We start from the raw sequence: 23,265 nt of genomic DNA, 5'->3' as shown, positions 1-23,265 counted from the left end.
TGAGGGTCCAGGCGAGTGCGGCGCGGGCGCGAGCGGGGGCGAGAATGCGGGTGCTGGTGAGGAGGGTGGGCTGTGGCCGAGTATGCAGGATGGCTGGGCCTGCGATGGTGAGGGCGTCGAGCTGGGCGTGCAGCAAGTCGGCCATGGTGGACAGGACGTTGGCGGGCCCGGGGTGCATGCCCCGGGTGAGGGCGGGCTGGGTGACCCACTGGCGGGCAAGCCCTGTCAGGTGAGTGATCAGACCGTGCGCGGCGGGACTCCAGCGTCGGCGGCTCAGGTCACCGGCGGCCCCCGGGAAGGCGTCGAGGGCTTCGTCCGGCAGGAGGAGGTCACCTTGCGCGAGGTCGGCGGACAGGTCGGTGAGGATGTCGGTGAGGCGGAACCCGTCGAGGAACGTCTCGTAGATCTCCTGGGCGTCCAGGCGCAGCGCGATGGGGACGCCGGCCTTGTCAAAGACGTCTCGAGCCTGGTCGAACCAGGGCAGCAGGTCGTCACGGCCCCATGTGCGCCAGGCGTTCCAGTCCGTGAACTGCCGGCCTCGCGTGTCGTCCTGGACCACGACCATCGAGTCGTGGAGTTCGCTCAGGTCCAATCGCCAGCGCAGTGCGGTGTCGACCAGGGCGTGGCGTACCGGGTCCATGCTGCGGCCGGCCGCCAGGTCGCGTCCTAGGCTGGTGATCCACTGTTCCACCCGGGTGGCCCGCTCATCCTGCGAGGCGGTGCGGTCGTCGGCCAGATCGTCGATGGCGTTGGCCGCCGCCCACAGCGCCCAGCACGCCGGGCGCAGCGCGCCGGGCACCAATTGGATCAGCGCGTACTCAGCCGGGTCCTGCTCCTTGGTGCTGCGCTGGCAATGCTGGTAGGCCGCGCGCAGCGCCGGGTCGTCGCCGATCACAGCGCGCCTCGACGGCGCTGGGCCCGCCATCGCTGTGGGGGCACGCCGCTGGGTGTGAGTGGTGCGTTCCGGGGTGGCTGTCACATGCCGCCCAACGAGATCAACACGCATCGGTTGCGGCGCAGTCGGGCATGCCGCGGCAGGTCAGTGGCCCGCCATGGCCTCCTGTCGGGTGGACCGGCCGGGCGCGGGCCCGGGCGCGGGCAGAGTGCTGCGGGTGCGGCGGTGGAAGGCGAGCAGCCCCAGTAGCGCCGCCACCGTGCACCAGGCCAGCTGCCCCAGGACGTAGCTGGGGGTGGCGGTGTGGGAGAAGCCGGCGGCGGTGGCTGCCTGCATCGCGCCGTAGGAGGGCAGGAACCGGGTGATGCTGCTGCCCGCACCAGAACTCATGATCGGGTTTTGCAGCAGCAGGTCCACGATGCTGGTCATGACAATGGCGAACATGCCCTCGACCTCACGGCGCAGCAGCGCGCCGAACCCGACTCCCAGTACACCGTAGGTCAGTCCGGCACTGAAGAATGCGACGGCCAGCAGCAGCGGCTGGTTAGGTGTCCAGGTCAGGCAGGCCACGACGGTGGCGTAGGCAGAGATCAATGCCGACGCGAGGGCCAGCGCACCCACCTTGGCCGCGACCAGGTGGGTGCGGGGGTAGCCGGCCATGGCCAGGCGCCGGTCGAAGCCACTGCTGGTGAACGTCGCGGCGAACATCAGAAAGCCCGTGATCAGGGTGACGGCGTTCAAAGCGCCGCTGATCGCAGTGATCTCGTTGCCCTGCGGGGCGAGCAGCTCCCCCGTGGCCCGCAGCCGGATCGGCGCCGGGCTGTCGGGGATCGCGACGTAGGCCAGGCAGGTCCACACCGGTAGGAACGCAGCGATGAGCACCATGGCGAAACGGTTACGGGCGTGCTCGACCAGCGCATACCGCGTCGCTGTGACCAGCAGCATCACCTGCGTCTTCACGCGGCACCTGCCAGGTGCCGCTGGAGTCGGCCACCGCTCAGGCACCACAGCTCATCCAGACGCTCGGTGTCGTAGGCAAGATGGGAGACCACCAGGACCGAGCACCCGCGATCACGCAATCGGGCCGCCAGCTCCCAGAACCGCAGATAGGTGTCCCAGTCGAAGCCCTGATACGGCTCGTCCAGGAGCAGGACTCGCGGATCGTGCATCAGCGCCAGTGTGAGGTTGAGCTTCTGCCGCGTTCCACCGCTGAGCACACCCGCCCGCTCATCGACGAACTCGGCCAGACCCAGCACATCCATCACCTCCTCGGCATGCCGCAGATCCGCCAGCCGAAACGCCGCCTGAAGAAGGAGCAGGTGCTGGCGCACAGTCAGTGCGTCGTTGACCACCACCTGCTGCGGGCAGTACCCGAACCGGCCGCCGTGCCGCACCCGGCCCGCACTCGGCCGCAGCTCTCCGGCCATAATCTTCACGAAGGTGGACTTGCCCGCGCCGTTCTCACCCACGATCCCGGTCAGTGCTCCCGGCGACAGCCGCAGATCGACTCCCCGCAGCACGAAGCGCTTTCCGTAGCGGTGATGTACATCAACCACTTCCATGTGAGTTAGCCCCAGACCGGCACGCTCGGCAACAATGATCCCGAAGCCACAACGAGTCCCTACAAGAAGAGGCACGGTTGCTGAAGAGCGGCTGACCGCGACCGACCCGTCGGACAGGCCCTAGAACCCCGGGCGTTCACGAGGGCGGCACGCTGGACTGGCTCCTGCTCGGTGTTCGCCCGAGGCTCGTACGCTCCCCGGAATGCGCCGCAAGACCGATGGATCGCCTTGCAGTCGTACTCCGCCAGCCCCGGCCAGCACTGCACCCCACAGCGGCGTCTTACGGGGCGATAGGGCTGGTCTTCCTTTCCGGGTGTGCCGACAAGACATAGCGGGTGGCGGAAAGGTTGGACAGGCCAAAGAGCTCCATCAGCCGAACCGGGTCGGCGCTGTGGCGTGCCTCGTCGACGATGCGGTCCATGCGCAGGCGGCCAGCCGGCAGGCCGACTCGCTGGAAGAGCAACTGGACCACGCCGGCGCTGATGGGTGGGCCGGAGTCGTCGACGGCGGTGTTGCGGGTGACGAAGAAGTGAGGATTGGAGCTGTCGGGCCAGCGCCGGTGGCGCTGGAGCTCCCACGCTGTGGCCAGGCGCAGGGTGAAGGCGTCGAGGTAGATGACGTGGTCCATGCGTCCGGCCCGGCGCAGGCACAGTTGGCCCTTGCTGCGGTCGAGGTCGGTTCGCCGGAGGTGGGTGAGCTGTCCGGGAAGGAGGGCGTAGATGGCGACGAGGGCGACCATGAGGCGGTCGCGCGGGTCGTCGAGGCGGTCCAGGAGACCGGCGATGCGGTCGGAGGGCAGCGCCGTCGGCACGAGTCGGCTGCTGGTGAGGGAGACGCTGCGGGCCGGGTCTCGGAAGACGAGGCGTTCGCGTTTGAGGGCCCTGAAGAAGGAGCGCAGTGCGGTGTGGAGGCGGCGCGCCTGGTCGCCGTCGAGCGGATCCAGGACGTCCTCGATGTGCTTCTTGGTGATCTCACGGGGGTCGATGAGCCCATCGGCGATCCACCCTTGGAGGGTGCTCAGGATGGCGCCCACATAGTTCTCGACGGTCTTGGGGCTGCGGGCCCGGCTGGAGGTGCTGCCCTGGCCTAGGAGTACGTCGATGAAGGTGTGCACCGCGGTCGAGAAGGCCGGGCGGGCGATGGCGGTGGCGTGGTGCCGGGCGCGGGCGATGCAGGGGTCAGTGGGCGGTTGCGGGGCGAGCAGGCCGCGGTGGCGGAGGTAGTTGATGACGCGGGCCCCCTGGAGGTCGGCTCTCATGGAGGCCAGGGCCCGGATGTCGGTCTCCTGGATGGGAGCCTCGGCGCCGAGGTAGCCGGTCACGATGCGCAGGGTTCGGATGCTGCCGTTGAAGAAGGCGGTGTTCCATCCGCGGCTACGCATGTACGCCGTGAAGTCGGTGACCAGGCTGTCTGCTGCCGCGGTGAGGGCGGGCGGCGTGCTGGTGTCCATACGGGTCCAGTCCCGGAGCGGGGCCGGGAAGAGTTCCAGCTGAGTGGGGTCCAGAAGGTGCTCGGATAGTTGGCGTTCGGACTTGGCCCGAGCGCGGGCGCGGCGTCGTTTGTGGGCGAAGCGGCCTTGGGGCGCCGCGGCGCCGGGCTGGAGACGTCCGACTGCCAGTCCGGCGGCATGGGGGCCGGTGAACCACAGCTGATCGCCGTTCTTCATCGCGATCTGGGCGGTGTCGACCTCTGTCTCGGCGACGACGATCCGGCACATGCGGCACATCCCGGCGCTGAGCATCATCGTGCGGTGGCAGCGGCCGCACTCGGCTTCGCTGCCGCCGCGTTTGCGGATCTCGTGGCACCAGCTGGTGCACGGCACGCACATGACCCGGCGGTCGTTCGCCCAGGCCAGGCAGCTTGTGCACTGTCCCCGCAGCTCAGGGTCTCGTTGTCCGCCCTGGCGCGTGGGGCCAGTTCCACGCGGCGGGACCATCCGGCGTGGTGGGGGCGGTGCGAGGAGACCGGCTCGGTCCAGGGCCTGTCCGAGGATCGGGCCGTTGTAGAGGAGGTCCTTCAGGGCCACGGCGGCGACCTGGTGCCCGTCGGGGTCCCGGGCGGCCAGCGCCAGACGGGCGAAGCCTTCGAGCCGCCAGATCCATACGGTCCGGGCGCGTACCCGGCGCTCGTCGGCCATCTGCTGCAGCTGTTCGGAGACGGCCTCGAAGCCGGGGATGTTGCGGTCGCCGATGCGGGCCGCGTGGGTGCGGGCGAACTGGCGGGCCGGGGTGGTGAAGAGCCCCAGTTGCCCGGGAACCTGGGGCGGGCAGATCCGGGGATCGTCCCGGACCGGTTCGGGATGCCGGGCCCGTAACCACGCGGGGATGGCCGCTCGCCGCCCGGGCTTGGCTTGGGGCATGCGCAGCGGCCTCGCCTCGGGCAGGGCGACCCCGTCGAGGTTCAGGGTGAGCTGACGCGAGCGGCCTGGGGCAAGAGGTTCGTCGTGGAGCTCGCCCCAGGCCCAGGGGTCGTCCTCTCCCAGGCGGACCGCCAGCAGGCAGGGCGCGCACACCCCCGCCCGCGTCACCGGTACGGTCCAGGCGCAGCGGCGGCACGGAGCCTCGCTCCAACCGTCCCGGCCCGAGGGCACTCGGCTCCATGCCCGCACGCATCCAGGGCACATGGCGTTCCCGTTCACCGCTCCCCAGCTCGCGCACGTCCCGCACGACCCGAGCAGCCGAAAACCCCTGATCACCGGTTGCCCCGGTCAGTTCGGCGGCAGCGAACGACGGGCCCCGCCGCTACCCGGTCGGGGAATCGGGCGCGCGGGTCCGCTCTCGCCGACGGCGTGCTGCTCGGTCTCCGGGCGTCCCTCGACCGCGGCTACCGGCTCGGCTTCCATCAGGTCCGCGACCGTGCACTTCAGGGCGGCGCAGATCATGTCCAGATCCTCCAGCCGGACGGTGACCGGCTTGCCCGACCACAGGGCGGCCACCTTGCTCAGGGACGGGGTGAATCCCACTTCCCGAAAGGCGGCCTGCAGCTGGGTCGGGCGCCAGATGTCGCGCTTGGCCGCGGCCCAGCGCAGGTTCCACTTCAAGGGATCACGCCTCCGTGCTCAGCCGGCGAACCGCTCGCCGGGAAGACTCCAGGCTCGCCCGCTCCGGGTCGCCCTTCGCGGTCGCGAGGTAGCCGACCGTGGTGGATGCCCAGACATGGCCGAGCAAGACCTGCACGTCCCACAACGGCATCCCCGCCTCATAGTTGTGGGTCGCGCAGGCGTGCCGCAGGAGATGGGGAAAGAGCTCGCTGACCGGGCCCCGCAGATGCTCGTGCGAGGCCATCTTCAGCGCCCGCCGGAAGGTATCGGGCACCACCGGCGGGGCGAGCAGTCCGTCCATGCCAGCCAGCGATTTCGCCAGCCGCTCGGAGGGAAACAGCGGCGCCCGCGGGTCGGAGGGGTCATCGGGAAACTCGCCCCGCACCTCCTCGACGTACCACCACAGGAGCGCTCGGCCCTCTTCGAAGAGGAAGGCTTCGCGGTCCCGGGGGCCGGAACCGCCAGCGCCCTTGCCGTGAACTAGGAACCGGCCCCACTGCCCGTTCTCCCAGTGCACGTCCCCGAGCTGCACCTGGCAGAGCTCAGCCGCCCGGACCCCGGAGATGTACGTCAACTTGGACATCACGTAGTTGCGGACCGCCACCGGGTACTTCCGCGCCCGAGGCAGCGCCTGCCGCCACGAGGCGAAGAACTCCTTCGTCGCCCGGGCCGACGGCGGAATCCGAAGCCCGAAATCCCCGCGATGGACCGGCCGGTTGAACGCGTCAACGGGTGACTCGACCACCGCACCGAACCGGCGGTGGACCTCGCCGGCGTACCGCTGTTCGAGGAAGGCGTAGTAGAGGTCGATCCGGTTGATCTTCGACCGGACCGTAGTATGCCGTGGTCGCTTGCCCGGGCCCGCGAAGTACTTGTCCAGTTGCCGCGAGGTTAGGTGCCACGGCATGACGTCGTAGTAAGAGCAGATCTCCAGCACCGGCTGAACCAACGCCTCCAGCGTGCGTGGTGATAGGCCCGCGACGTCCCGGGCCCATACGTACTCGGCGAGGGAGTCCTGGAAGAGCGCCCGCTCGGCTACTGCGGACGCGGTCGCGGCGGTCTGTCGCTGGAGCGTCAGGACGTCAGCCAGGCCCGGCTCCGGCTGCACTTGCTCGCCAGGCCGGTCCTTCACAGCCACGTCGCCGCCCGTGATGAGGGAGAAGCGACGAGTCCCGGAATCCGTCACAAGGAAGCAAATTACGGAGAGAACTCCCGGAATCTGCGAGTAATCGTCAGATCCCCACACGATCGAGTGAAGCGTCTACTCGCCCCTCCGACCTGCATGAACAGCCACAACTTCCACACGGGGCGGCGGAACGAACCCGTCGGCGCTCCAGTTTCAGCGCGAACAGCTCGCCTTCGCCGACGAGGTGCCGCGGCAGCGTCAGGAGGTCTTCGACGACCTCCTCGGCCAGGATCGGCGCTCCGGCAGCGATACGGCCGACGAGTGGAACCTGGACGGCCTCCGGCGCAGTGCCGGCCAAGGTGCCGGAGCGGTCGGCGGGCTGGCCGCGCCGGACGCGGTAGGCGCGTGGACGGTGTGGGTCCCGGTAGAGGACGCCTTTGCGTTCCAGCGCCATGAGCTGGTGTGAGACGGAGGAGGTGCTGCGGAGGTGTACGCCTTGTCCGATCTCTCGCATCGAGGGCGGGTAGCCCTGGCGGGCCACGGCCTGCTCAATGAAGGAGACGATGGCAGCCTGGCGGGTGGTGAGTCCGTCCGGGCCCGGGCTGGTGACACCGGGCGGGCGCCCAGGGCGGGCTTCGGATTCGACTACGTGCATGTGGTGCTCCCCTTGCGTGCAGGGACAGTAACCCGCAGTCCACCTGGCACGGAACACCTTTTCGATAACGGGGTGTGCCGATCTCGCAGCGGGTGGTGAGGAGAACAGGGAGGGCGGTGCCCGTCCTCGGGCTCGCGGCTTGCAGCAGGGATTTCGACAGCTCATGATCCGCATGTGCCGTTTCACGTAAGGCTTCGCTTCGGGCCACCGACCTCTCCCGCCGTCACTGGCACGTGGGACCGCTCCAAGACCGCCGAGCGGAAGTTCCGGGGGTTCATCGGCCGCTACGGCAGCCGGGCGGACGTACGGATCGAGGAACGAGCCGAATTGCATCGGATGCATCAGTCAGCGTGAGGTCTGAGCAGGGTTTGCTCTGGTCAGATCCGAAGACTGGGGGCGGGGCGATAGTCCTTGGCCTGCTCATCACCGGTTCGAGGGATTGGCCGCAACAATGTTGCATCCACTACAACAGCGGTGTGTGAGTGGTGAAGCGCCGGGATCGGCGCGGCTGGTGCTGGCGCGGAACGTCGTTCATCTCGATCCGGCGCCGGCTGTGTTCGAAGGGATGCTGGAGGGCTGGGCCCGGCAGCAGGCGGCCCAGTTGCTGCGGGAGGGGACGATCCGGCCCCGGCTGCGGCTGGTCCGCCGCATGGTCGAGTTCTCCGGTTTGTACCCGTGGCAGTGGACGCCGGAGGAAGGCGAGGCGTTCATCGGACACCTGCGAGGGCAGCGGGGCGGCCTCAAGGGCATCGAGCTGTCCACCGCCCGCGGCTACGAGGTCACGATCACTCTGTTCGTCTCGTACCTGCTGGATCGCCGGTACGGCTGGGACGGTGTGTGTACGGAGCGGTTCGGGCAGGGTCCGCGAGAGGTGTTCCACGAGGGCAACTCGGTCGCCCACACCGTCGAGTTCGAGGGTAACCCCAGTCGCCGGCCGCTGGCCTACGACGAGCTCCAGGCGTTGTTCGACGCGGCTGATTCGCGGCCGGGCCGTATCCGAGGCCTGGGCCGTAAGGGGGCACTATGCGCGTTGAGGGACGCCGCCGTGCTGGATCTGCACTGCTTGCGCTACTCGTACATCTCGCACCTGGTTGAGTTCGGCTACCCGCTGCGGTTCGTCCAGGAGCAGGTCGGTCACTCGCACGGCTCGACCACGGCGATCTACACGGTGGTGTCCAACGAGTACCGCAACACCCTGCTGGAGGCATCGATGAAGAAGCGGCTCGACACCTGCTGGGACGTGGCGCCGTGATCAAGAAGATGGGCTACGCCTGGAAGCTGCGGCTGTTGATGGCCGAGCGGGAGATGTTCCAGACCAGCGACCTGGTCCCGCTGCTGGCCGAGCGGGGAGTCACGCTCTCGCGGGAGCAGGTCTACCGGCTGGTCGCCCATCCTCCGCAGCGGTTGAGCATGGACACGCTGGTGGCGCTGTGCGACATCCTCCAGTGCACACCGAACGACTTGATCGAGCCGAAAGTCGTCAACCAGCAGGTCCGTAAGACGGCCGACGGAACGGTTGGCCCGGTGGAGATCACACCGCGCCGAACCGTGGTGCGGCGCCCGGACCGTCCGTGACAGGCCTGAGCCAGCGCCAGCTCAACCACGCCCTGGCCGTGGCCCGAGACACGGCGCGCGAGCGCATGGTCGGTCACCTCCAGGCCTTACTGCAGGTGACCGACGAGACGGCCCGCGACCTGCTTCAGCAGGGCAAGGCATGGGCGTCACAGCCGGTGCGGGAACTCGACGCCTACCTTGCGCTCCACCCGGACGGGCTGACGGCACCAACCCCGGACTGCCCCCTGTCCCTGGCACGGCTGCTTCCCGTCCTGCGGGCAGCGGGGCACGCCCATCTTGTGGGGAAGCTGGCCTGCGCACGGTGCGGGAGCACCAGCCGGCTCGTCAGCCAACCCACGCCCGACGGGCGGTGTTGTCTTCCGTGCTCCCGACCGGTACGCACCTGCACGCGCTGTGGGAAGCAGGAGCCGGCGGCGGCCCTGTGGGAGGACGGTCCGGTCTGTTCCCGCTGCTACGCCCGCGACCCGCGCCGGTGGCGCGAGTGCGGCCGCTGCGGACAGCAGCGGCCGCCCGCCGGAAGGACCCCGGAAGGTGGGTTCCTCTGCTACAGCTGCTGGCCTCGCCCGGAGGAACCGTGTGCGCGGTGCGGACAGGTCGCTCGTGTCCGTACGAGAACGTCAGCGGGTCCGGTCTGCTCCAGCTGCTACCGGCTACCCACCCGCCGGTGCGGGGGCTGCGGGACGGTCGGACCGATCCAGCGGCGCGCGGCCGATGGCCGCCCGGACCTGTGCCGCAAGTGCGACCCGCTCATGGGCGACTGCGTCGTGTGCGGCCGGTGGAGGCGCGGCGCCAGACTGGGCCGCCAGGGCGGATTCCACTGTGCCTCCTGCCGCCCCCGCCCGGTCCGGCCCTGTGGCGTCTGCGATCGCGCCCGGCCGGTGCACGTCACGTGGCCGCTCGGCCCGGTCTGCGGCCCCTGCTACCTCCGCCGCCGTCACCGCCCCGCCACCTGCGCATCGTGCGGACAGCAGGGCACACTCGTCGGCCGCACTGCCGCCGGGACTGAGGTGTGCGGGAGGTGCTGCGGGGCTGGACCGGTCTTCACGTGCGTCAGCTGCGGGGACGTGGGCAACCCCTACACTGGAGGCCGCTGTGCCCGCTGTGTCCTTGGCACCCGCGTCGACGGCCTCCTCGGCCCCGAGCTGGAGGCGATGCCGGCGCTGGCAGCGCTGGCTCAGTGCCTGGCGGACGCGCCGCAGCCTCGATCGGTGATCCACTGGCTCGACCACAGCGCCGCGGCCCAGCTTCTGGCCCGTCTCGCCGCCGACCACGCCAACCTCACCCACTACCTCCTGGACGCACTTCCGCAAGACCCCCGAACCCGCTACGTCCGCGGCCTGCTCGTCAGCGCCAACGTTCTACCCGAACGCAACGAACACCTGGCCCAGACCGAACTATGGGTGGCGCGCACCATCAAAGCCGTGCCAGACCACCAGCGGAGGATCATCCACGCCTTCGCCGAATGGCACACCCTCAAGACCGCCCGCCGCCAATCGGCCCGCGGACGCTACACGGCCGGCTCCGCCGCCCAGGACCGAACCGAAATCCTGCGCGCGATCGACTTCGTGGCGTGGCTCGACTCCCAGGGCCTGAGCCTGCACACCGCGACACAGCCAGCCCTGGACCACTGGCTTACCCAGGCTCCCGGGCATCGCCGAGGACTGGTCGCGTTCATCCGATGGGTTCGGCTGCGCCGTCTCGCCGACCTCACCCTCACCGCCCCCGGGCGGGGACTGCCCCAGCACTTCCTCGGCGACCACGAACTACACGCCCAGCTCCACCGCTGTCTCACCGACGAGGCCCTGCCGCTCGACGTCCGGGTCGCCGGCTCCCTGATCCGCCTCTTCGCTCTGCCCGCCAGCCGCATCGCCAAACTTACCGCCGATGCCTTCGTAAGAGACGAAACCGGCGCCTACCTCACCGTGAACGAGACCCGCGCCCTCCTACCGCCTCGCCTGGCCGCCCTGGTGGAGGAGCTCATCAGCCGTCCGCAAAGTCCTGCTGCCGTCATCCGCGGACCCGGTCATGGCCCCGGGTACCTCTTCCCCGGCAAGACTCCCGGACGCCCACGCAGCGCCAACTCCATCCGGTGTCGGCTCAGTCAGCATGGCCTGCTCACCCTTGCAGCTCGGAACACGGCCATGATCACACTGATCTCGGACATGCCGCCCCAGATTGTCAGCGACCTCCTGGGCTTCTCTCCCAGCACCACCACCCAGTGGGCCGCCTACCTCCAGGACAGCTGGTCCGACTACCTCGTCGCCCGAGGAAGACTCGCCACGGCCCTCCCGGACGCGACCCCTGAGCGTCCACAGACGTAGCAACGTCTGTGGACCGCTGGCTCGGGGCACACGCGATTTCTTCTACGGCTCCCGACATCCGATGACGGCCGCAGAGGACGGTCCGCACCGACATCCATCGACCCGAGACGTCCGGATGCTACTTTCGACAGGTGGCCCGATATCAACCCATTCAGCTCGGTGCACAGATCGCGGGCTACCAGGTGGAGCGTGAAATCGGCCGCGGGGGTATGGGCGTCGTGTACCTCGCGAAGGATCCGCGAATGGGCCGTTCCGTGGCCCTGAAAGCGCTCGCCCCTGAAAGAACGCGCGATGATGTTTTCCGTCGGCGGTTCATCCATGAGTCGCGCGTGGCCGCTTCGATCGATCACCCGCACATCGTGCCGATCTTCGGAGCCGGAGAGGCCAATGGGGTCCTGTACATCGCCATGCGTTACGTTGACGGGCCGGACTTGGGGACTCTCCTAGACCGGGACGGTCCGCTGCCGGTGACGGGTGCGATGCGCATCGCTGCGCAGGTGGCGTCGGCGCTCGACGCCGCGCACGAGCACGGTCTGGTACACGGGGACGTGAAGCCCGGCAACATCCTCGTGGCCAGCAGCAATGTCGGTGATCATCCCTACTATGCGTATCTCATGGACTTCGGGCTGGCGAAACCATCGCTGGGCGAGTCCTTCACCACGGTGGGTGAATTCGTGGGTACCGTGGACTACCTGGCCCCCGAGCAGATCTCCGGCCGCCCTGTAGGCGGTCGGGGCGATCTGTACAGCCTCGCCTGCGTCGTCTATGAAGCCCTTGCGGGTGAGCCCGTGTTCCAGGGGGACGAGGACATGGCGCTGCTGTGGGCGCACCAATACGATCCGCCTCCGGACCTCTCCGGGAGATGTCCGGGGCTCACAGCGGCTGTCGACAGCGTGATGGCGAAGGCGATGGCCAAGGCCCCTGAGGATCGTTACGGTTCATGCCGGGAGTTCGTGGCGGAGTTGGTTTCCGCCGCGGGCGGTCGGGCGAGTTGAAAAGATGCCCCGGGCACGCTGGTGGCCGCGCCGATGGCGGCATACGAGCGGTCGGTACGCGCCGGACCTGTGGCCCGTGTGGATCGTGGCCGGTCTGGCTGTGGTCGTGGTCTGCGTCGCCGGTGTCGTGGCGTACTGGCTTGTCCGTCGGCTGACGGGACCCACGGAGACCCTGGGCGTTCCCGACGGCATCAGGCTCAGCATTGCCATCCTGACGGTCTTCGGTGCGGTGCTCGCCGGTGTGTACGCCTACCGCAAGCAGCGCATCTCCGAAGGGGACGCCCACCGCGCGGACGCGACTCAGTTCGCCGAGCGCTACAGCACGGCAGCCGGCCAGCTCGGCCATGAAGGGCCAGCCGTACGCCTCGCCGGCGTATACGCGATGGCCCGGCTGGCCGACGACTGGGTAGAGCAACGCCAGGTCTGCGTGGACGTCCTGTGCGCCTATCTGCGCATGCCCTACGAATGGAACCCGGAATCCGACCAGTACAAGAAGGGAGAACGGGAGGTACGGCAGACGATCATCCAGGTCATCCGCGATCACCTCCAGGAGTCACGAGAGGAGTCGTCCTGGTCGACCTGCGCTCTTGATTTCACCCGCGCGACCTTCGACGGAGGCGACTTCTCCGGCTGCCGGTTTCGCGGCAGGGTCTCCTTTGCCGACGCCGACTTCGTCGGTGACCTGATCAGCTTCGACCGAGCCGGATTCCTCGACGGCGCGGTCACCTTTCACGGCGCACGATTCGGCGCCGGCGCGGTCACGTTCAACGAAGCGCAATTCCAAGGCAGCAGGGTCAGCTTCGACGAGGCGCGGTTCAGCGGCAGCACGCTTTCCTTCTGCCGCGCGCTGTTCGGTCCCGGGGACATCACGTTTCACCATGCGAGCCTCAGCGGCGGGACGTTCACCTTGGACGAAGCACGGTTCAGTGGCGCCACGGTCGGCTTCGACTACGCACAGTGCCTCAACGCCACGATCACCTTCGACCGGGCACAACTCAATGACGGTTCACTCGCCTTCCGCCGCGCACGGTTCACCGGAGGCACGCTGAGTTTCGACCATGCCCACTTCACCGGCGGTGCCGTCGCCCTCGACGACACGGAGGTCACGGACGCTACGGTCACCTTCTACGCGGCGCGGTTCGACAGTGGAAACCTCACATTCGACTACGGGCAGTTCACCAACAGCACGGTCACCTTCCACCACGGGCGATTCAACGGAGGCACCGTCTCACTCGGCCACGCCAGCTTCAGCGGCGGCATGGTCTCGTTCGTCCGCGCTCAGGTGAACGGGGGCCGGGTCGCTCTCGACGACGCACAGTTCAGTGATGCCAGCGTCCGATGGGGCCGCCTTCGGCCGGCCGAAGGCGGGACCAGCTGAAGTCGGTCGAGAGCGGCGGAATGGAGAAGAGTAGGAATCTTCCAAGAATCGCCACACCTGGACCTTAAAAAGGACCGCCTGCGGCATCACGTTGTTCGAACGGATCCGGCACGTCGACCTGGCCAGCGCGCTCCTTCCGAGTCTCGCGTCCGCACCGCGACCTGGCCCCTGCCTCCATAGCAGGGGGAATACCACCCACTGCGAATACCACCTCTGCACCAGTGCTGATCGAAGAGGGGCCCGAGGGCGAGCACACCGTGCATTCCTGGACGCGGGAGCGCGGCGAGGTGGAAGGGCCCTGACAGGGCCCTGGAGCGCTCTTCCTCATCACGCTGGGAGGCGCTCCGGGGCCGGTGTATGCGGGTCGGGCTGGCGTTGCCCGTGGGGGTGATCAGGCGCAGGGTGGGAAGGCGCCGAGTGACACCGCGGTGAAGGGTGGTGCGGGCGATGGCCAGACCGGTGTGGACGGGGGTTCTGGGGTTCGGGCTCGTGAGCCTTCCCGTGGGCCTGTATACGGCGACGGACAGCCACACGATCCACTTCCACCAGCTCCAGCGCGGGACAGCGGACCGGATCCGGAACCGGCGCGTGAACGAGCGCACCGGCGACGAAGTGGGCCTCGCGGACATCGTTAAGGGCTACGACACCGGTGGCGAGTACGTGATCGTCGAGGCGAAGGAGCTCGACGAGATCGCTCCCGGCCGGTCCCGGTCGATCGACGTCGCCGGGTTCGTCGACCTGGACACGATCGACCCGGTCTTCTTCGACAAGACGTACTTCCTGGGGCCTCGGGGATCGCAGTACGGGAAGGTGTACGCCCTGCTGGAGCGGGCGTTGGCCGAGTCGAACAAGGCGGGCATCGCCACGTTCGTGATGCGCGGGCGGGAGTACCTGGTCGCGCTGAAGGCTGAGGAGGCGGACGGCCTGCTCACGATCCACACGCTGCACTGGGCCGACGAGCTCCGCGATCCGCACGCCGAGGTGCCCGACCTGCCGGGGAAGGTCGAGGCGACGGCGGCGGAGGTGAAGATGGCCATGCAGCTGATCGACGCCTTGGCCATGGAGTGGGACCCGGAGTCGTTCCACGACTCCTTCCGCGAGAAGGTCGAGGCCCTGGTGAAGGCGAAGGCTGCCGGGGAGACGGTGGAGAAGGCCGAACCGGCGGCGAAGCCGACCGGTGCCGTCGACCTCATGGAGGCCCTGCGCGCCAGCGTCGAGCGGGCCAGGAGTCCCAAGGACACCGGCGACAAGGCTGTCTCGCCGGGCGCCAGGTCGACCCGAGGGCAGAAGACGCCGGCCCCGAAGAAGCGGGCGCGCTCCGGCCAGGCGGCCAAGGGTCAGGGGCTGATGTCGCTGACGAAGGCTGAGCTGTACGAGAAGGCTGCCGCCGCCGGCATCTCGGGCCGCTCGTCCATGAACCACGACCAGCTCGCCGACGCCCTCGCCCACACCGGCCGCAGTCGGCGCAAGGCCTGACCCGGGCGGGGCGGGCCGTCCGGCGCTGCGCGGGTCGCGGTCAGGCCACCGTGACGCGCAAGGCGTACGGCTCGCCCGTGCTGATCGCCTGCGCCTGTTCCCGGAGGTCCGCGTCCGTGAAACCGAGCAGCGCCTCGTCGGCGGCGCGGCGGAGCAGCGGGAGGATCTCGGCGACGGGCCGGCCGCGATGGGCTTCGGCGAGCTGGGCGAAGGCCCGTTGGTAGGGGGCTCCGTACGTGCTCGCGCTGTCGGCCAGCAGCCGGTCAAGGTGCTGCCTGTCGACACTGATCTCGCCCATGGCCTGCTCCTCACGTCCTCAATGGTCCCGATCCGGGCCCTCGCCTTCGACGCTACGAGGCGGGTCTGACATCAGCCCCCAGCTCGGGGGGTCGGGGACGCGTTCCGGCTGATGAGGTCTTGGAGGAGCTCGCGGGTGGGCGGCGGCATCATCCCCTCGGCGTCGAGGAGGTGCCAGTGGCAGCCGGGGACGAGGTGGTCGAGGCGCTGGAACTCCGCGAGCTGGTAGAGCAGCAACAGGGTATCGAGGGCGTGCTGGGCGGGTGGCCAGTCGCGCTGCTTCAGCGCGCTGAGCAGGTCCAGTCCGGCCATCGCGTAGCGGCAGTTCTGCCACTCCCCGACCGCCTCGCCCAGGCGTCCCGTAGCGAGTTCCTCCTCGACGCGCGTGCACAGGTCCAGGGCCCACTGCCGTACTCGCTCCGCGGTCGTCCAGGCCCGTGCGAGGTCTTCCAGGGGAGTCGTGGTGGACAGGTCGTGCAGATGGTCGCGGGCATCCCGTACAGGGCCGAGGGCCAGGTGCCCGTCAGTGGTGAGGACCGTGTCGGCGACCTCGGGGACGTCTTTGCGGGTGGTCTCGACGAGGGATGCGATCGGGTGGGCCGTGGCGGTGGGGTTCATCGCGCGCAGCATGTCGCCGATGTCCTCCAGGGACATCGACCCGGTGATGACTGCCGCGGCCGCGGCCAGCGCGGCGTCCTTGGGGGTGGAGGGTGACGGGCCAGGGTTTTCGTCGAAGGCGGCGAGCTCGGCCGGCGGCCACTCCTGCCCGTCGGCGCGGACGAGGCGGGCGATGCCTTCGTCGATCCTCCGGGCCCGGGCGGGGACCAGGGTCACGGTCAGCCCGGCGTCGTCGATGTGGTCGGCGAGGTCGTCCAGCCGCTGGTCCGGGTCGCCGTCTGGTTCGTCGTCGCCGTGGACGGTGACGGTGTCCACCGCTGCGTTGAAGGCGGCCCGTACCGTCTGCTCGGGTACGGGGAGGCCCTCTGCGAACAGCAGCAGGGCCAGGTCCGTCGGGCGCTTCCCGCGGCCGGCGTGACGGGCGAGGCCGAGAACGAGGTCGAAGCTCTCGGGCGCCGGGCTGGAGGTGCTGCCCTTGCCGCGGCCCAGGCCTCCGCCGGGGATGTTGCCCGGCAGCAGGCGGCGGCTCCTCCAGACCTCCAACATCTTCGCGGTCACGTCGAGACCGTGCAGGTGCGCGTGGTCGAGCAGCAGCTGATCGGCTGCGCTCGGGATGTCGGTGGACATGCAGGGGAAGGTACCGGCGCCGCTCGCGGCCGTGGCCAGGCTGTCACCTCAACCGGTGGCGCCTCTCGGAATGGCAGCCAGAGTGCAGCCCGATGGTGTACCGGTGGCGGCCGGTCGCCGATCAGGCCCCCGTTGGAGGCCCCCCACCTTCGCCGGGTCCCCGCACGGCCCGCCCGCTCAAATGACGTGGAACGGCAAGCCCGTGGTGTACCTACGCCGCGGCAGGCCGACCAGATTGGTCCGGACCGTGCACATCTGCGGCTGCCGGACGGCCCGAACCGTAGAGGAGCCCTGCATGCCCACCAGCACGAACGCACCCCGCCCGGACCGCGACAACCAGGAACTGCGCCTGGCCGTTCTCCTCCTGGCCCTGGCGCTGGGCCTGATGGCGACAGCAGCAGCTGTCTACCTTGCCTTGGTCCACCCGTCGGTGGCCGAACCGCTGGGCGTGGGCGCGGCAGTCCTCGGCGCACTAACCAGCGGCGCTGCCCTTATCGTCCGCGTGCTCAGGCTGCGGCGGTGAAGCAGGGGTGGTTCGCTACGACAGGTCAGCCGCTGCCCCGGTACAGGCTTTCGGCTCGCCGCCGGGCGAAGCGTTCCTGTCCTTGTGCGGCTTACGCCGCATTTCACCAGGAGCCGCTGCTCGAAGCAGGGCTGCTGCCGCAGTAGCCCGCCGTGCGCGGCTACTGCGGCAGCAGCTCGTCCAAGTGCCGGGGCACTGTGCCTCCCTGCCCGTCGGGCATGTTGAACCACAGGTCACCCATACCAGCGCCAACAGCCGGCCGGTCCTCCATCGGCGCATCACCGATCACGTCCAGCAGCTCCACCACCCGCTGGTGCGGAACCTTGCGGGCTCGCTCGACTATCCCTTCGCTGCGCAGCGTGTTCATCAGCAGCGTCACCAGCATGACCGCGCTGCGCTGATGGACCGGGTCGGGGCTGGTCATCATTGGGTGGCCGCTGATCATGGTCTCGCGGGCCTCGGCGCTGCACACCGTGTACCGGACCATTACGTCGCCGCGCTGCCCGTAGATGATCGCCCCGGGTCGGCCGCGGGCGCCGGGGTCGGTGGAGTCGACCGTGCGGCCGACAAACGGGCCGTCGCCCTGCCGGGTGAGCTCGGGGAACTGTTGGATGGTCGGGTCCACCGTGCGGCCGGGCAGTTCGACCAAGCAGTGGCCGTGGAAGTTGCTGCCCTCCCAATAGGGATCCTTACTGCCGTACGTGGTCTTGGTAGCACCGGACGGCGTGAGGACCTCAAGCGTCACCGGCCATACCTCGCTGTCCAAGCCCAGGAGTCGGTACGCGTGGTGGAGGGTGAGGACGGAGTCGACGCACACGTTGGCGCGTTTTCCTACTTGGATGGTGCAGAGCAGGAACGGCAGCGCCAGCTCGATCAGGGCGTCTGGCGGGGCGAGGGTAAGGATCTTTCCGGCGGCCTCGGTAGTGCCTGACCCGAAACGGCCGGGGGTGAACGTGGACCGGTCGGAACGGGGCGCGGTAGCCCGCGGGCCGCGCGGTTGCCGGTTCGGGGAACGACGGCTCTTCTTGGTCATCGGCGGAGCGTACGAGCAGATGTCCGTGCCCGGAAGGGGGCGTCTACTGGGGCGACCCCGGATCGCATGAATCCAGACACGCCCTCTTCAACCGGGCGGGGACACAATGCCGATCTCGTCGTGGCGCGCCACATGACCGTGGCCTTCCAGGCTGGGGAGCCTTGTTGCCCTGGCTGAGAACGGAGGAGCCTCGGCGCGGAATGCGCTGGGGCTCCTCCGGGTTCCCGGGATCCAGGTGGGGCCCGCTCGTAGATATCCGGCTCGCCTCTCTCTTGTGTATGGATTCCTACAGGTGTAGTTTTCCATACACATCGTCTCATGGAGGTCTTGTGGCTACGCGTATCACCTTCGACCTACCTGGCGCCTCGGGCGAGTCCACCACCGTCGTGGTTCCCGATGACGTCGCCTTCGCCTTGTACGACGGCCTCACGAACAGCCGTGCCGTCACCGACCCCAAGGCCGAGGACTTCGACGAGCTCCTCGCCTCCACTAGCCTGCTCAGTCGGCTCATCACCCACCTGACGCTGTCCCGCGAGCGTCACATCGCGGCGGCCGACGCCACCAGCCCGAACGCCAACCGCCGGGCCATCGGCATCGCCGCCGCGATGCAGCCCTCGCAGCTCGGTGTCGTGCTGGAACGCAATGGCCGGCCCCGCAGCCGCAGGGCCTGAACCAACAAACCCCAGCCCGGTTCCCCGAAGTCCTCACAGCCCGGAAGGAAGTCCCGTGGAACTCCACGTCATCGAGCGGTCCGCCAACGCCTTTCAGCAGGGCCTGACCGAACGCCAGATCCTGGCGGTCGCCCGACGCGCCTTCGGGCCCGGCACCGAGGTCCGTTCCGCGACGGAGCTGGGCGGCGGCATGTACAACACCACCTACCGCATCGACCTGGCCGGCCGCGAGGAACCGGTCGTCCTGCGGGTGGCGCCCGAACCGGACAGGCAGTTCCACTCCGAGCAGGAGCTGATGCGCTCGGAGTACGCGTCGGTGCCGTGGCTCGCGCCGATCGCCGACCTGATGCCGCGGGTCCTGGCGGCCGACTTCACCCAGGCCGTCATCGGCAGGGACTGGATGATCCAGTCCCTCCTGCCCGGCACCCCGGCGCCGGAACTGCTCGGGTCGTACCCGAAGGAGACGCACGGAGCGTTCTTCCGGCAGATGGGAGAAATCACGGCGGCCGTGCACGCCGTCGCCGGGCCGTGGTTCGGCCCGGTGACCGGCCCCGGGCACGCGCGTTGGAGCGAGGCCGTCGTCACGTCCCTGCACCTGATCGCCGAGGACGTCGAGAGCTGCTGCCTGGACGCGGCCGACCTCCGCAAGGCCGCCGACGCCGCCCAGGCCGGCGCGCAGGTCCTCGACGAGGTCGCGGTGCCGCGGCTGCTGACTGGAGACCTGTGGACGGTGAACACGATGCTCGCGGCCGCGCCGGTCCCCACGATCTGCGGTGTCCTGGACATGGACCGCACCTGGTGGGGGGATCCGGAGGCGGACTGGACGATGCGGATGGCCCGGGCCAAGCAGGACGCCCGCCTGGCGTTCTTCGACTCCTACGGCCGCCCGGCGGAGAGCGAGGCCGGCGCGTGGCGGCGGCACCTGTACGAGGTGCGTCACCTCGGCGCGCTGCGCCTGGAGCGGCACCGGCTCGGCAACGAGGCCGGAGTCGAGGACTCCTACGGGGCGGTGGCCGAGGAACTCGCTGCCCTGATCTGAGCACGGACACGCCGGAGGGGCGCCACCCAGGTCTGGGTGGCGCCCCTCCGGCGTGCGGTCAGGCGGGCTGCGGTTCGACGTGGACGTCGATGTCGTCGAGCAGCTGGGCGACGCGAGCCTGGGTGGTGCGGGCGTCGGGGCTGACGACGATGAAGCTACCGAGCCGTCCGGCGTTGGTGTGGGCGGGTCCGACCGTGTCGCCGGGGCGGGCCCGGAGCCGGACGATGGGGGTGTCAGGGCCTGGTCTGGGCAGGCCGGTGACGGAGGTGAGGCGCCCGGCGGCCGGGCTGGTGAGGAACTGGGCGGTGGCGTGGTGGCGGCGAGCCGGGGTGAGTCGGACAGGGCGGCCGAGGGCGATGTCGAGAAGGGCCGTCCAGGGGTTGATGCCCAGGGCGTGGTGCAGGAGGTCGCCGATGTGGCCGGCACCGATGCGTGCCGCGGTCTCGATGACGTACGGCCGGCCGGTGGGGGTGACGATGACCTCGGTGTGAGAGGCGCCGTTGCGGATGCCGACGGCGCGGACTGCCCTGGCCACCTCCCGATGGATGGACTGTTCCACCGCAGGGGGGAGCTGGGTCGGCAGGGTGTGGGCGAGTTCGACCCGGTGGGTGCCGCGGGTGGTGGTCTTGGTGGTGATGGCCAGGTGGGTGGTCCGCCCGTGCTGGGTGAACGACTCCACGCTGTACTCGCGCCCCGGGATGTACTGCTGGAGCAGCACCGTACGGCCCGCCGCGGCCGCGTACATGCCCGGCGCCGTGTGGGCGTGCTGCCAGGCGGTGTCGGCGTCCTGGAGGCGGGCGAGGACGGTGACGCCCTGGGAGCCGGCGGCGTCCGCCGGCTTGATGACGGCGGGGAGCCGCATGCCGGGCCGCAGGAACCGGGCGCGGAGCGTGGCCGGGGTGGCGAGGGTGTGGGTGCGGGGCGCGGTGACACCTGCGGTGGTGAAGGCGGTGGCCATGGCGGCCTTGTCGCGGGCCGCGTGCGCGCCGGTGGGGTCGTTGCCGGGCAGGTCCAGGAGGGCGCAGGTGTGGGCGGCCAGCGGGGTGAGGTACTCGTTGGTGGTCAGGACGGCGGCGGCGTTGATGCGGCGGGCGTAGGCGACGGTGGCGGCGAGGGCCTGCTGGGGGTTGGCCAGGTCGGTAGTTAGGGTGCCGGTCAGCAGGCGGCGCAGTGCGGGGCTGTAGCCGGTCAGGGCCTGGGTGGTGGTGACGGTGTGGACGGGGTGGCCGGAGGCGGCCGCGGTCCGGGCCAGGTGCCCGGACTCGGGGCCGGCCGCCTCCAGGAGCAGGACGGGACGGTTCACGTGAGGTAGTCCTCGCAGGCGCCGTCTCGGCGGGTGTCGAGGGTGAAGCAGTGGAAGCCGCCGCCGAAGAGCCTGCGGTGGCGGTGTCGTACGGGGATGACGGTGAAGTGTTCGGCTTCGAGGGTCTTGATCAGGCCGGTGCAGTCGGCGTTGACCAGGACGGTGTCCGGGTCGACGGACAGGACGTTGAGGTCGATGTAGGGGCTGGTCAGGACGAGGTCGGCGTCGCCGTATGCGGGGAAGGCGCCGTGGTCGGGCTGGGGCGGGACGATGAACTTCCAGCTCTGCAGCGGTTCGGGGAGCATGTCGCGGATGCCGTCGTGCCGGGCGAGGAACACCCCCGGGCGCAGGGCGAGGAGCATGGAGTCGATGTGGTTGTCGGCCATGCGGTACACGCGGTGGATGCGGTAGCGGCCGGCCAGGTGGCGCTCCAGCCAGTCGACGCCGCGGGCGTGGTTGGACTGGGCGATGTTGACCACGAGGTCCTTGCCGAGGCGCAGGACCTGGGCGCCGTCGAGCATCATCTCGAAGCCGACGTCGTACGGGCCGGGCTGCGGGTCGTCGATGGGCTCGGTGGGCCCGCCCAGGGTGGTGGTGGCGTCGCGGGCGTAGGAGAGGTCGAAGCTGGCGTCGGTCAGGGTGGGGCGCGGCATCGTGGTCCAGCGGGCGCCAGCCTGCCAGTAGCCGGTGAACACCTTGGCGAGGAGGCGGGTTTCCAGGTAGCGGGCGCGGATCGCGGGCGGGGTCTCGATGATCTCGTCGCCGAGGATCAGGGTGTTGTCGCGGATGTTCAGGGCGGGCACCGGGGGCGCGGTCCAGCCCAGGCCGGCGATCGGCGCCGAATCGGCGGGCAGGGGGATCGGCCGGTGGACGGTGATCCCGAGGTCGGCCAGGACCTGGGCGAGGTCTTCGACGTCCTCGGCGAGTTCCTCGGCGTAGCGGCGGTTGATCGCCCACTGCTCCGGCCGCGCGCCGGCCTCGGCGGGGGTGACGAGGCGGGGGTAAGCCCAGTCGGAGCGGAAGCCGGTGAGGTTCTCGTGGTGGAACAGCTCGAAGGAGACGTCGCGGTCGTGGCCGGTGTAGTTGGCCGCGGATCCGACGACGATCTCGCGCAGGCGGGTGAAGTCGTCGTGGCTGCTCAGGCGCATGGGTGAGGATCCTTCGTCTCGCGGGTCAGGCCGTGGCGGCGGTGAGCGTGCGGTGGGTATGGGTGCGTCCGTGTCGGGCGTGCAGGACGGCTCCGCCGTCCGGGGTGGGGGCGAGGGTGCGGGCCTCGCTCCAGGCGCTGAACCGCCACTCCCCCGGACCGGCGGGCAGCAGCGCGAAGGTCCGCTCGGCAGTGGTGAGCGTGAGGTGGCCGGCGGTGTGGTCGAGCTCCGCGGGCGTCGGGTCGCCATCGAGGGGCTGGTCACGGCTGAAGTCGGTGAACCCGGCTGGCAGGTGCAGCGTGCGAGGCAGGCCCGCGGGGATGGTCCGGGCCAGCGGGGTGAGGTAGTTGATGAGCGCGTCGGCGTCGGCCAGCTGCTCCTGCCAGGCCGGTGGGAACAGCGCGGCGAGCTCGATGGTGAACAGCGTGTCGATGACGGCGTGGACGCGGGTGGTGGTGCCGAGGTTGCGGACGGCGTGCTCGCGGGAGAAGTCCCCGTACCAGAACTCGCCGACCTGCCAGGTGTGCTCGGTGCCGTCGAGGTAGAGGACGGCGTCGGGGTTGGTGGCGAGGGGGATGTGGAGGCGGGCGCAGCCGCGGGCCAGGCTGTACTTGGGGTCGCAGTGCCGCTCGCCGACGGCGCCCGGGCCGAGCGCCATGAGGCGGGCGGCGTTCAGCGGGGCGGGGATGGAGGCGAGGACCTCGGCGAGGTAGGGCATGCGGTCCAGCCAGCCGGTGGGGGCGTAGGTGTCGGGGCCGGGGCCGCCGGGGTCGGTGCGGTCGGAATCGCCGTTCGGTGCGATCAGCGGCAGGACCCGCCAGTCGATGTCGGTGACGGCGCCGAGCAGGCCGCCCGGGGCGCGGCCCTGCTGGACGTCCCAGGTGTGGCCGGTGACCTGGGCAAGGTCGGCGGCCAGCCGGGCGACGTCCAGGAACCGGTTCAGGCGTGCGGCCGCGGGCGGCAGGGGTGTGGTGGTCATGGGG

General features: G+C 69.8%; 22 protein-coding genes. 9 read left to right on the top strand and 13 right to left on the bottom strand.

What is annotated here, in order from left to right; translation table 11 throughout:
* The 7 genes from PV721_RS24850 to lexA form a co-directional block, all read right to left on the bottom strand.
* Nucleotides 1–895 (bottom strand): squalene/phytoene synthase family protein (locus PV721_RS24850; protein ID WP_319727875.1); only part of this gene is annotated, 895 nt, incomplete at its 3' end.
* Between the two features lie 144 nt (nucleotides 896–1,039).
* Nucleotides 1,040–1,855: an ABC transporter permease gene (locus PV721_RS24845; protein WP_416371174.1), complete on the bottom strand. Its 816-nt coding sequence runs from the start codon at nucleotides 1,853–1,855 to the stop codon at nucleotides 1,040–1,042.
* Nucleotides 1,852–2,457, bottom strand: coding sequence for an ABC transporter ATP-binding protein (locus PV721_RS24840; protein ID WP_319727873.1), 606 nt, complete (start codon nucleotides 2,455–2,457; stop codon nucleotides 1,852–1,854). Before PV721_RS24840 ends, PV721_RS24845 begins: the two co-directional genes overlap by 4 nt.
* A 280-nt stretch (nucleotides 2,458–2,737) precedes the next feature.
* Entirely contained in the window at nucleotides 2,738–4,984 is a 2,247-nt protein-coding gene (locus tag PV721_RS24835; protein WP_319727871.1) for a site-specific integrase, read from the bottom strand.
* A 180-nt stretch (nucleotides 4,985–5,164) separates the two neighbouring features.
* Nucleotides 5,165–5,497 carry a helix-turn-helix transcriptional regulator gene (locus PV721_RS24830; RefSeq protein ID WP_319727868.1) on the bottom strand — a complete coding sequence of 111 codons (333 nt, stop codon included), beginning with the start codon at nucleotides 5,495–5,497 and terminating at the stop codon, nucleotides 5,165–5,167.
* 4 nt (nucleotides 5,498–5,501) lie between these two features.
* On the bottom strand, nucleotides 5,502–6,743 hold the full coding sequence (locus tag PV721_RS24825; RefSeq protein WP_416371173.1) for a tyrosine-type recombinase/integrase: 1,242 nt from the start codon (nucleotides 6,741–6,743) through the stop codon (nucleotides 5,502–5,504).
* Complete coding sequence (gene lexA, locus PV721_RS24820; RefSeq protein ID WP_416371172.1) at nucleotides 6,730–7,278, bottom strand: transcriptional repressor LexA; 549 nt, start codon at nucleotides 7,276–7,278, stop codon at nucleotides 6,730–6,732. The genes PV721_RS24825 and lexA overlap by 14 nt, the downstream gene beginning before the upstream one ends.
* A 565-nt stretch (nucleotides 7,279–7,843) precedes the next feature.
* Between lexA and PV721_RS24815 the strand changes: the two genes are divergently transcribed.
* The 6 genes from PV721_RS24815 (at nucleotide 7,844) to PV721_RS24790 (ending at nucleotide 15,023) form a co-directional block, all read left to right on the top strand.
* Nucleotides 7,844–8,530, top strand: a complete 687-nt coding sequence (locus PV721_RS24815) for a tyrosine-type recombinase/integrase (protein WP_416371175.1) — start codon at nucleotides 7,844–7,846, stop codon at nucleotides 8,528–8,530.
* Nucleotides 8,527–8,853: a helix-turn-helix transcriptional regulator gene (locus tag PV721_RS24810; RefSeq protein WP_319727862.1), complete on the top strand. Its 327-nt coding sequence runs from the start codon at nucleotides 8,527–8,529 to the stop codon at nucleotides 8,851–8,853. The genes PV721_RS24815 and PV721_RS24810 overlap by 4 nt, the downstream gene beginning before the upstream one ends.
* A 1,064-nt stretch (nucleotides 8,854–9,917) precedes the next feature.
* Nucleotides 9,918–11,174, top strand: coding sequence for a hypothetical protein (locus tag PV721_RS24805; RefSeq protein ID WP_319727859.1), 1,257 nt, complete (start codon nucleotides 9,918–9,920; stop codon nucleotides 11,172–11,174).
* Nucleotides 11,175–11,305: 131 nt separating this feature from the next.
* The gene (locus tag PV721_RS24800; protein ID WP_319727858.1) at nucleotides 11,306–12,169 is read left to right on the top strand and encodes a serine/threonine-protein kinase; all 864 of its coding nucleotides are present in this window, start codon (nucleotides 11,306–11,308) and stop codon (nucleotides 12,167–12,169) included.
* A gap of 76 nt (nucleotides 12,170–12,245) precedes the next feature.
* Nucleotides 12,246–13,547 carry a pentapeptide repeat-containing protein gene (locus PV721_RS24795; protein ID WP_319727856.1) on the top strand — a complete coding sequence of 434 codons (1,302 nt, stop codon included), beginning with the start codon at nucleotides 12,246–12,248 and terminating at the stop codon, nucleotides 13,545–13,547.
* Between the two features lie 447 nt (nucleotides 13,548–13,994).
* Nucleotides 13,995–15,023 carry a Ku protein gene (locus tag PV721_RS24790; protein WP_319727853.1) on the top strand — a complete coding sequence of 343 codons (1,029 nt, stop codon included), beginning with the start codon at nucleotides 13,995–13,997 and terminating at the stop codon, nucleotides 15,021–15,023.
* Nucleotides 15,024–15,063: 40 nt separating this feature from the next.
* On the opposite strand, the gene PV721_RS24785 is transcribed toward PV721_RS24790, so the two are convergent.
* Nucleotides 15,064–15,321, bottom strand: coding sequence for a hypothetical protein (locus PV721_RS24785; RefSeq protein WP_319727852.1), 258 nt, complete (start codon nucleotides 15,319–15,321; stop codon nucleotides 15,064–15,066).
* 71 nt (nucleotides 15,322–15,392) lie between these two features.
* On the bottom strand, nucleotides 15,393–16,565 hold the full coding sequence (locus PV721_RS24780; RefSeq protein WP_319727851.1) for a hypothetical protein: 1,173 nt from the start codon (nucleotides 16,563–16,565) through the stop codon (nucleotides 15,393–15,395).
* Between the two features lie 295 nt (nucleotides 16,566–16,860).
* Here PV721_RS24780 and PV721_RS24775 point away from each other — a divergent pair, with 295 nt between their 5' ends.
* Nucleotides 16,861–17,088, top strand: coding sequence for a hypothetical protein (locus PV721_RS24775; RefSeq protein ID WP_319727849.1), 228 nt, complete (start codon nucleotides 16,861–16,863; stop codon nucleotides 17,086–17,088).
* A 160-nt stretch (nucleotides 17,089–17,248) separates the two neighbouring features.
* Here the strand turns inward: PV721_RS24775 and PV721_RS24770 are convergent, their stop codons facing one another.
* Entirely contained in the window at nucleotides 17,249–18,121 is an 873-nt protein-coding gene (locus PV721_RS24770) for a hypothetical protein (RefSeq protein ID WP_319727848.1), read from the bottom strand.
* Between the two features lie 329 nt (nucleotides 18,122–18,450).
* Between PV721_RS24770 and PV721_RS24765 the strand changes: the two genes are divergently transcribed.
* Nucleotides 18,451–18,792 (top strand): hypothetical protein, encoded by a 342-nt coding sequence (locus PV721_RS24765; protein ID WP_319727846.1) that lies wholly within the window; start codon nucleotides 18,451–18,453, stop codon nucleotides 18,790–18,792.
* A gap of 55 nt (nucleotides 18,793–18,847) precedes the next feature.
* Complete coding sequence (locus PV721_RS24760) at nucleotides 18,848–19,831, top strand: aminoglycoside phosphotransferase family protein (protein ID WP_319727845.1); 984 nt, start codon at nucleotides 18,848–18,850, stop codon at nucleotides 19,829–19,831.
* 58 nt (nucleotides 19,832–19,889) lie between these two features.
* Here the strand turns inward: PV721_RS24760 and PV721_RS24755 are convergent, their stop codons facing one another.
* From PV721_RS24755 to PV721_RS24745, 3 genes are all read right to left on the bottom strand, one after another.
* Nucleotides 19,890–21,134, bottom strand: coding sequence for an ATP-grasp domain-containing protein (locus PV721_RS24755; RefSeq protein ID WP_319727843.1), 1,245 nt, complete (start codon nucleotides 21,132–21,134; stop codon nucleotides 19,890–19,892).
* Nucleotides 21,131–22,282, bottom strand: a complete 1,152-nt coding sequence (locus tag PV721_RS24750; RefSeq protein ID WP_319727842.1) for a glycine amidinotransferase — start codon at nucleotides 22,280–22,282, stop codon at nucleotides 21,131–21,133. The genes PV721_RS24755 and PV721_RS24750 overlap by 4 nt, the downstream gene beginning before the upstream one ends.
* A 25-nt stretch (nucleotides 22,283–22,307) precedes the next feature.
* The coding region (locus PV721_RS24745; protein WP_319727840.1) for an aspartyl/asparaginyl beta-hydroxylase domain-containing protein at nucleotides 22,308–23,265 on the bottom strand (958 nt) is incomplete at its 5' end.

This window comes from Streptomyces sp. MB09-01, from assembly GCF_033794505.1.
Lineage (GTDB): Bacteria > Actinomycetota > Actinomycetes > Streptomycetales > Streptomycetaceae > Streptomyces.
Note: the sequence above shows the minus strand (reverse complement) of the source record. Positions and strands in the feature narration are given on the sequence as shown.